At 63.0% G+C, this 7,688-nt stretch carries 9 protein-coding genes; all 9 read right to left on the bottom strand.

What is annotated here, in order from left to right; all coding sequences use genetic code 11:
- Positions 1–218 precede the first annotated feature (218 nt).
- Positions 219–836, bottom strand: a complete 618-nt coding sequence (locus ACM6IP_RS21030) for a Yip1 family protein (protein WP_414862215.1) — start codon at positions 834–836, stop codon at positions 219–221.
- A 62-nt stretch (positions 837–898) separates the two neighbouring features.
- Positions 899–2,242 carry a cation:proton antiporter gene (locus ACM6IP_RS21025; RefSeq protein ID WP_414862214.1) on the bottom strand — a complete coding sequence of 448 codons (1,344 nt, stop codon included), beginning with the start codon at positions 2,240–2,242 and terminating at the stop codon, positions 899–901.
- 111 nt (positions 2,243–2,353) lie between these two features.
- Positions 2,354–2,992 (bottom strand): SDR family NAD(P)-dependent oxidoreductase, encoded by a 639-nt coding sequence (locus tag ACM6IP_RS21020; RefSeq protein ID WP_159996117.1) that lies wholly within the window; start codon positions 2,990–2,992, stop codon positions 2,354–2,356.
- Entirely contained in the window at positions 2,989–3,156 is a 168-nt protein-coding gene (locus ACM6IP_RS21015; protein WP_237234917.1) for a TetR family transcriptional regulator, read from the bottom strand. Before ACM6IP_RS21015 ends, ACM6IP_RS21020 begins: the two co-directional genes overlap by 4 nt.
- A 66-nt stretch (positions 3,157–3,222) precedes the next feature.
- Positions 3,223–4,047: an SDR family NAD(P)-dependent oxidoreductase gene (locus tag ACM6IP_RS21010; protein ID WP_095171527.1), complete on the bottom strand. Its 825-nt coding sequence runs from the start codon at positions 4,045–4,047 to the stop codon at positions 3,223–3,225.
- A gap of 29 nt (positions 4,048–4,076) precedes the next feature.
- Positions 4,077–4,493, bottom strand: a complete 417-nt coding sequence (locus tag ACM6IP_RS21005) for a MaoC family dehydratase (protein ID WP_095171528.1) — start codon at positions 4,491–4,493, stop codon at positions 4,077–4,079.
- 14 nt (positions 4,494–4,507) lie between these two features.
- Complete coding sequence (locus ACM6IP_RS21000) at positions 4,508–4,948, bottom strand: MaoC family dehydratase N-terminal domain-containing protein (RefSeq protein WP_095171530.1); 441 nt, start codon at positions 4,946–4,948, stop codon at positions 4,508–4,510.
- A gap of 29 nt (positions 4,949–4,977) precedes the next feature.
- On the bottom strand, positions 4,978–6,162 hold the full coding sequence (locus tag ACM6IP_RS20995) for a lipid-transfer protein (RefSeq protein ID WP_414862213.1): 1,185 nt from the start codon (positions 6,160–6,162) through the stop codon (positions 4,978–4,980).
- 28 nt (positions 6,163–6,190) lie between these two features.
- Positions 6,191–7,372, bottom strand: a complete 1,182-nt coding sequence (locus ACM6IP_RS20990; protein ID WP_414862216.1) for an acyl-CoA dehydrogenase family protein — start codon at positions 7,370–7,372, stop codon at positions 6,191–6,193.
- Between the last annotated feature and the right edge of the window lie 316 nt (positions 7,373–7,688).

Below are 7,688 nucleotides of genomic sequence, written 5' to 3'. Positions count from 1 at the left end.
CCAAAAGTGAGCCGGCCGTCAGGGCGGAACCATAGGAGGCCGTTACCGCAAGAATGGATATGTACTCGGTCTAATCCAACACCCTGGTCGGCCCACAGCCGCAAGCGGGCGCCCGCGATGGTCTTGAACGCTGACGCATATCTCCTGAATAAATGCGGCGCCCTCAGGTTTTTCGCGAGCGAGCTCGCTCCTACAGAAGCCCAATCCCACAGCTCCCTCTATCCCGGCAGCAGGTCCGGGCGAATGTACTCGGGCGACAACACGTTCAACCAGAACAGGATCATGTTGACCATGATAGTCACCACCACCAGCAAACCAATGCCCCACACCGCTGCGGCGTACAACAACCCGCGGTCCTGATTCAGGCGCATGAACTTGGGCAACCCGATAAACAGCAGGTAGCTGGTGTAGGCCCCGGCGAGCATCAGCGCGCTGATGGCCAGCCAGCGGTTGGGGTACAGCGCGCTGATCCCGGACAGGAAAAACGGGGTCGCCACGTACGCCGCAAAGCCGATGCACTGGTTGAGGTTCGGCCGGGCCTCGAAGGCGCGCGACATCCAGCGGATAAACCCGCCCATCAAGGCAGTGCCCAAGACCATCGCCCCGTACATCAGCAGGCAAAGTTGCAAGGCGCTGTTGAAACTCAGGCGCACGGTTTCATCTTCGGCCAGGCTCCAGCCGACCCAGGTGGTGCCGATGAACAGGCACAGGGTCGGCAACAGCGCCAACAGCAGCAGGTGGGCCAGGTAGTGCCTGGGGTGTTGCTCTTCTTCGCTGCGGATCTCGGTCCAGGCAAAGTCCGGATGGGTAAAGAGTCTGACGATATGGGGTTTCATGACTTCCTCCAGTCGGCATCAGCCGCAAACGGCCTCTTATAGGTATGGATGCAAGGCAGCAGTCAGGGTTTCAAGTTTTTAGCCTTGTAGCGCTCGTAACCGACCAACAGCGGCTGGGTGCTTAAGCCGTGGAGCAGAATGCTCAAGGCCACCACCGACAGAGTGAAGTGGGTAGACACCGCCGCCACCTGGGCATCGAGCCCGTGGTTGAGGGCGTAGAACAGGTAGAACAGACTGCCGATCCCGCGAATGCCGAACCAGCCCACCAGCAGGCGCTGGCGCATGTCGAGCAGCTTGCCCCAGGGCACCAGCAGCACACTCAATGGGCGGATCAGCACGAACAGCGCCAGGGCCACGGGCAGGGCGCGCCAGTCCCAGTGCGTGAGCAACACCACGCCCAGCAGCGTCACCAGGAACACCTCCATGGCGCGTTCGACGATGCTGCCGAATGACAACATGTCGCCCATCATGATACCGGCCGCGACCTGGCCGTCCGCCAACGCCTGCCGATCACCGTGGATCGCGTGTTGCGGCTCGACATGCTGATGCCCGACCAGCGGCTGCACCAGGTGCTCGGCCGGCGTTCGGGCGCCGCCGGTCTGACGCACTTCGGCCTGGCGCAAGCCCAGCCCGGCGGCAAACACCGAGAGAAATCCGTAGCCCCCGATCGCCTCGGCTGCCACATAGGCCAGGGCAATCAAGGCCAGGCTCAAGTAGTCGTTGGGGGACAGGGTGCTGTCGTCATTGCGGATGCGCATCGACAGGGTCAGGCGGCCCAGCCCACGGCCCATCCAGTAACCGGTCAACAGCCCGGCAGGCACCGCCCAGAGCAGATCGCGCAGCAGCCATTCGGTCAGCCACGCGCTGTCATCGCGCAGCAGCAGCAAGCCGAGAATCACGAACGGGAACGCCACCCCGTCATTGAGCCCCGACTCGCCCGACAGGCCAAAACGCACCCGATCGTAGTCCTTGGCATCGGTGACTTGCACCAGTGACGCCAGGACCGGGTCGGTCGGAGCGAGGATGGCGCCAATCAGCATCGACACCCCCCACGGCAAACCCAGCAGGTAATGCAGCAACAGGCACACACCGACGATGGTCAACACCATCACCGGCCCGGCCAGGCCGTAGGCAATGCGCCAGGCGCGGTTGGCCAGTGGCAGGCGCAACTTCAGGCCGCCGACAAACAGCGAAAACAGCACCGCGACTTCACTCAGGTGCTCCAGCCAGAAAGACGCCTGGGCGATCTCCAGCTGCAACAGACCCAGGCCCGAGGGCCCGATGGCGACGCCCAGGATCAGGCACACCGCCGAGGTGGTCACCGGCAGCCAACGCAGATAGGAAGAGGTCAGTGCCAGGGTCAGCAAGACCGCCCCCAGCACCGCCATCCATAGAATGAAATTCATCGCCGCACCCTCTATCCCCCTGTGACAACAGGGGGCAACGGGGAATTCAGCGCCGGTTGCGCAAGTAGCGGCCCGTGGTCTTGCTGGCACCCTTCATATCAGGTGGGCCCGTCAGCAAACAGTACCGTCCAGGTGCAAGACCGCACCGGTCACGCTGGCCCCGGCGCTACTGGCCAACAGCAGCAGAGGACCGTTGAGTTGCAACAACCGCTCGTGGTTGGCCCGGTCGACACCCGGGGCGATGACGTTGACCCGAATTCGGTGCGGCGTCAGTGACTCGGCCATCGCCCGGCTCATCCGGATCAGACTGCTGTGGGCCCGCAGGCACGGATTGGGTTCGCTGATAGGTCGCGGTGGCGGGTCGATATTGACGATGCTGCCGCCACGTTCCGCCACTATCATGCGCTGGCTGGTGCACAGTGCGACATCGTTGAACTCGCTGTCATGCTCGCGTTCGGCACTGTTGTTGATCAGCACGTCGACGCTGCCGAACCGCACTTGCACCGCATCCAGTGCGGCCTCGATGCTGGCGTGACGGCGGCTGTCCAGGGGCACGGTCAAGACCTGCGCACCTTCCCATTGCAGGTCTGCCGCCAGTTGCTGGACTTGCCGTGGATGCTGGGCACCGAGCACTACGCGGGCACCGGCCCGGCTGATCAGGCGTGCAAAGTGTTCGCCCAGGCGAGTGGCCGCGTCGGCCACCAGCACCGTCTTGCCGGCCATGGAGAACGGCTGCAGCAGATCGCTCATGGCCGTACCTCCACCAAGGTCGCGGCGTGCGGCGGCGGGGGGCTTGCCGTCGAGGAATTGATCCCGGCTTCGGCCGCGAGCTGGCGCAGGCTCATCGACTCGAAGCCGTTGCGGGAAATCAGTTTGATGGCGGCCAGGCGGATGTTGGTTTCAGTCATGTTCATGGGCAGGCTCCAGCGCTCATCAAGCGTGGCTAGTGTCGCCCCGCCAGAGGGTGGCGGGGCGGACGCTTATTGCAGGTTGCCGGCGACCGCAATGGTCTGGGCAGTGATGTAGTTCGACTCGGGCGAGCAGAACAGGTACACCGCATCGGCGGCTTCCTGTGGCGTCCCGGCGCGGCCCAGGGGGTTGCGCTGGGAGTGGGACTTGGCCGCTTCCGGGCTGATCCCGACGCGGATGTCCCGGCCTTCGATGTTCACGGTGGCGCCAGCGTTAGCGTCGGCCCGGGTCATGCGGGTCTCGATATAGCCGAACGCCACGGCGTTCACGTTGACCTTGAAACGGCCCCATTCGCGGGCCAGTGAGCGGGTCATGCCGATCACCCCGGCCTTGGCCGAGGAGTAGTTCATTTGCCCGGCATTGCCGTTGAGGGCCGAGGTCGAGGAAATGTTCACCACTTTGCGGAACACTTCGCGCTCTTGCGCAGCTTCTGCCAGGGCCTGGGCCTTGATGATCGGATAGGCCGCACGCAGGATGCGGAAAGGCGCTGTCAGGTGGCAGTCGAGGATCGCGTGCCACTGCTCGTCGCTCATCTTCTGAATCACGTCGTCCCAGGTGTAGCCGGCGTTGTTGACGATGATGTCGATGCCGTTGAAGTGGTCCATCGCGGTCTTGATATAGCGGTCGGCAAAGTCCGGGGCGCTGACGTTGCCGTGGCAGACGGCGGCTTGGCCACCCATTTGGCGGATCAGCTCCGCGGTTTCGTGGGCCGGGTCGGCATCCAGGTCGTTGATCACGATGCGTGCGCCTTCACTGGCCAGCTTCAGGGCGATCTGTTGCCCGATACCGCGACCGGAGCCGGTGACCAGTGCCACTTTGCCTTCGAGTTTTGCCATGGGTGTAGCTCCTCTGTTATGGGTTGGGTTTACAGGGCGATCACAGCGTCACCAACAATCCTGGTCTCGCCGTACTGGTTGGTGGTGCGGACCTGGACCTTGATGCATTGCTCGCCGTGGGCTTGAAAACGCTCGACCACCGTGCCGGTACAGGTGATCTGGTGACCAAGGTGGGTGATGCCCAGGAAGCGCACGGAAAATTCGCGCAATTGACGCTGATCGACCCACTGGGTCAGCAAACGACCCAGGTAGGCCATCGACAACATGCCGTGGGCGAAGACATCGGGCATGCCGGCCTTGCGTGCGTAGTCGGTGTCGATGTGAATCGCGTTGTGATCGCCCGAGGCGCCGGCAAACAGCGCCAGGGTGGTGCGGTTGATCGGGTTCAGCGTCAGGGGTGGCAGTTGCTCGCCGACCTTGATTTGTTCCAGGCTGATGGCATTCATAGCTGTTCTCCGCTTCAGCTGTTGCGCTGCACAAGCACGCTGCGCAGGTCGGCGACGTGTTCACCGCGTTGATTGGTGACTCGGGTTTCGCGCACCACAAACTCCAGGGCGCCGGCTTTTTTGTCGTAGATGTCGGCGATCCGCACTTCAAAGCGCAGGGTGTCGCCGGCATAGGCCATGCGGTGATAACGAAAGGACTCTTCGCCGTGCAGGATGCGTGCGGTGACGATGCCCAACTCTTCCCGCCAGGCGTTGGACGGCATCTGCAACTCCAGCGAGAACAGAAAAGTCGGCGGCAGCGGCAAGCTCGGGTGCCCGGCATCGCGGGCGGCCTGTTCGTCGAAATAGATCGGGTTGGTTTCCCCGGTAGCCTTGGCGAAAAAGCGCAGTTGTCCGGCTTCGGCGGTGGCGAGGAAGGCAGGCAGTTGCCGGCCAATGTGGTGCTTGTCGATCATGGCAATGACTCCGTGGTAGGCAGGCCGTGTCAGTTTTTCTGGTACACGGTGACGACACAGGCGCCACCCAGGCCCAGGTTGTGCTGCACCGCGATGCGTGCGCCCTCGACCTGACGCCGGTCGGCGCTGCCACGCAGTTGATGGGTCAGCTCGTAGCACTGGGCCAGGCCGGTGGCGCCCAGCGGGTGGCCCTTGGAAAGCAGGCCGCCAGATGGGTTGGTCACCCATTCGCCGCCATAGGTGTTATCGCCATCGTTGACCAGTTGCTCGGCGCCGCCTTCGGCACACAGGCCCAGGCCCTCGTAGGTCAGCAGTTCGTTTTGCGCAAAACAGTCGTGCAACTCGATCACGTCGATGTCTTTGGGGCCGATCCCGGCCTGGTTGTAGGCCAGTTGCGCGGCCATGCGGGTCATGTCGAAACCCACCACGCGGATCATGTCCTTGGCGTCGTAGGTGCTGGGCAGGTCCGTGGTCAGGGCCTGGCCGGCTATCAGCACGTCAGTACGCAGCCCGTGTTTTTTCGCGAAGGCTTCGGAGACCACAATGCTGGCAGCCGCACCGCAGGTCGGTGGGCAGGCCATCAGGCGGGTCATCACGCCTTCCCACAGCACAGGGGCGCTCAGCACCTCTGCGGCACTGACCACGTTGCGAAACACCGCCAGCGGGTTGTTGGCCGCATGACGGCTGGCCTTGGCGCGAATTTTCGCGAAGGTCTCAAGGCGCGTGCCGTACTTCTGCATGTGGGCGTAGCCGGCTCCGCCGAACTGGCGGATGGCGTTGGGCAGGTCCGGCATGCCCACCAGTTCGTTGGTCACACTCAGGGCCCGTTCGGTGGCCGGTGCACGATCGCTCCAGGCCGACTTCAGTGCGCCGGGGTTCATTTGCTCGAAGCCAAATGCCAAAGCGCATTCCACGGCGCCGCTGGCCACGGCCTGGCGAGCGAGGAACAGAGCCGAGGAGCCGGTCGCGCAGTTGTTGTTGACGTTGATCAGCGGGATGCCGGTCATGCCGACCCGATACAGGGCTTTCTGGCCGCAGGTGGAGTCGCCATAGACGTAGCCGGCATAAGCCTGCTGAACATCGCTCAACTGAAGGCCAGCGTCCGCCAGGGCCAGGCGGATCGCCTGTTCGCCCATTTGGTCGTAGGGGTCGCTGGTTCCGGGCTTCTTGAACTGGATCATGCCGACGCCCGCAACGAATACCTTATTGCTCATCGAGTGGTTCCTTATTGTTGTTCAGGGTTCAGAGCTTGCGCGCGATCAATTCGCGCATGACTTCACTGGTGCCGCCGTAGATCCGGTTGACCCGCATGTCGACAAAGGCCCGGGCGATCGGGTACTCGAGCATGTAGCCGTAGCCGCCGTGCAGCTGGACCATGTCATCGATGCATTTCCACAGGGTTTCGGTGGTGTAGAGCTTGGCGATCGCCGCCTCTTCAAGCGTCAGCCGGCGACGCATGTGTTCGCCCAGGTAGTAATCGACCATCACTCGCATGGCGGTGGCCTGAGCCTTGATGTCAGCGAGTTTGAATTTGCTGTTCTGGAAGTCCCAGACCGTCTGGTTGAAGGCCTTGCGCTGCTTGACGTACTCGAGTGTCTGTTCCAGCAGGCGCTCCAGCTTTGCGGCGGCGGACACGGCAATGGAGAAACGTTCCTGGGGCAGTTCCCCCATCAGGTAGGCAAAGCCCTGGCCCTCTTCACCGAGGCGGTTGGCGACCGGTACCCGCACGTTGTCGAAAAACAGCTCGGCGGTGTCTGCCGCAGGCTGCCCGACTTTCTCCAGCTTGCGTCCGCGCTTGAAACCGGCACGGCTGGCTTCCACGGCGATCAGGCTGATGCCCTTGGCGCCGGCTGCCGGATCGGTCTTGCACACGACGATCACCAGGTCGGCACTCAAGCCGTTGCTGATGAAGGTCTTGCTGCCATTGATCACGTACTCGTCACCGTCGCGCACCGCACTGGTACGCACGGCCTTGAGGTCACTGCCGGTACCGGGTTCGGTCATGGCGATGGCGAGGATGGTTTCGCCGCTGCAGATCCCGGGGAGCCAGCGTTGTTTTTGTTGTTCGTTGCCGCAACGATTGATGTAAGGGGCGATGACATCCGAGTGCATGCCGAAGTAGGCACCGCTGACGCCTGCCCGGGCGAACTCTTCGTTGAATACCGCGCAGTGGCCGAAGTCGCCGCCACCGCCACCGTATTCGGTAGGCAGGGTGATGCCCAGCAAGCCTTCGCGACCCGCCTTGAGCCAGGTTTCGCGGTCGACCTGGCCGGCCTTGTCCCAGGCGGCTTGGCGCGGCAGGCATTCACGCTCGAAAAAACGCCGCACGGTGGTGCGGAACATTTCATGGTCGTCGCGAAAAACGGTTCGGGCGATATGCACTCTGTGCTCCTCAATGTTCGTCGGCCAACAGCGATCCGCCATGGCCAGGCGCAGACGCAAAGGCACGTGTTGCGCCTTTGAATTGAGCACTACGATAGGGGGAGGGCACCGAGGCAAACGCCACCCGAGGCGGGTGGCAAAGAGAAAAAACCTGCGCCAGTGCGCTGGGGAAAAGGCCGGAGCAAAGCGAGCCGGCAACGATGACGCGTGGATTCAGGATGGCCGCGGCGCTCTCCGGGCCTTCGCGAGCAGGCTAGCCCACAGTAAATCTATGGGACGGGGCTTGCCTGGGATGGCCATAGGTATCTACACAACTTTGTAGCGGCCTCTGGGGTGTTGGATTAGACCGAGTACATAT

Origin of the sequence: Pseudomonas sp. IT-P176 (assembly GCF_949767245.1) — a bacterium.
In the GTDB taxonomy this organism is placed as follows: Bacteria; Pseudomonadota; Gammaproteobacteria; order Pseudomonadales; family Pseudomonadaceae; genus Aquipseudomonas.
The sequence above is the reverse complement of the archived record's forward strand: the minus strand, read 5'-3'. Positions and strand labels throughout refer to the sequence as shown.

Bases quoted from the DNA above. Each gene is read 5' to 3' on its own strand.
- ACM6IP_RS21030 (WP_414862215.1), bottom strand. From the start codon at position 836: ATGAAACCCCATATCGTCAGACTCTTTACCCATCCGGACTTTGCCTGG.
- ACM6IP_RS21025 (WP_414862214.1), bottom strand. From the start codon at position 2,242: ATGAATTTCATTCTATGGATGGCGGTGCTGGGGGCGGTCTTGCTGACC.
- ACM6IP_RS21020 (WP_159996117.1), bottom strand. From the start codon at position 2,992: ATGAGCGATCTGCTGCAGCCGTTCTCCATGGCCGGCAAGACGGTGCTG.
- ACM6IP_RS21015 (WP_237234917.1), bottom strand. From the start codon at position 3,156: ATGAACATGACTGAAACCAACATCCGCCTGGCCGCCATCAAACTGATT.
- ACM6IP_RS21010 (WP_095171527.1), bottom strand. From the start codon at position 4,047: ATGGCAAAACTCGAAGGCAAAGTGGCACTGGTCACCGGCTCCGGTCGC.
- ACM6IP_RS21005 (WP_095171528.1), bottom strand. From the start codon at position 4,493: ATGAATGCCATCAGCCTGGAACAAATCAAGGTCGGCGAGCAACTGCCA.
- ACM6IP_RS21000 (WP_095171530.1), bottom strand. From the start codon at position 4,948: ATGATCGACAAGCACCACATTGGCCGGCAACTGCCTGCCTTCCTCGCC.
- ACM6IP_RS20995 (WP_414862213.1), bottom strand. From the start codon at position 6,162: ATGAGCAATAAGGTATTCGTTGCGGGCGTCGGCATGATCCAGTTCAAG.
- ACM6IP_RS20990 (WP_414862216.1), bottom strand. From the start codon at position 7,372: ATGGCGGATCGCTGTTGGCCGACGAACATTGAGGAGCACAGAGTGCAT.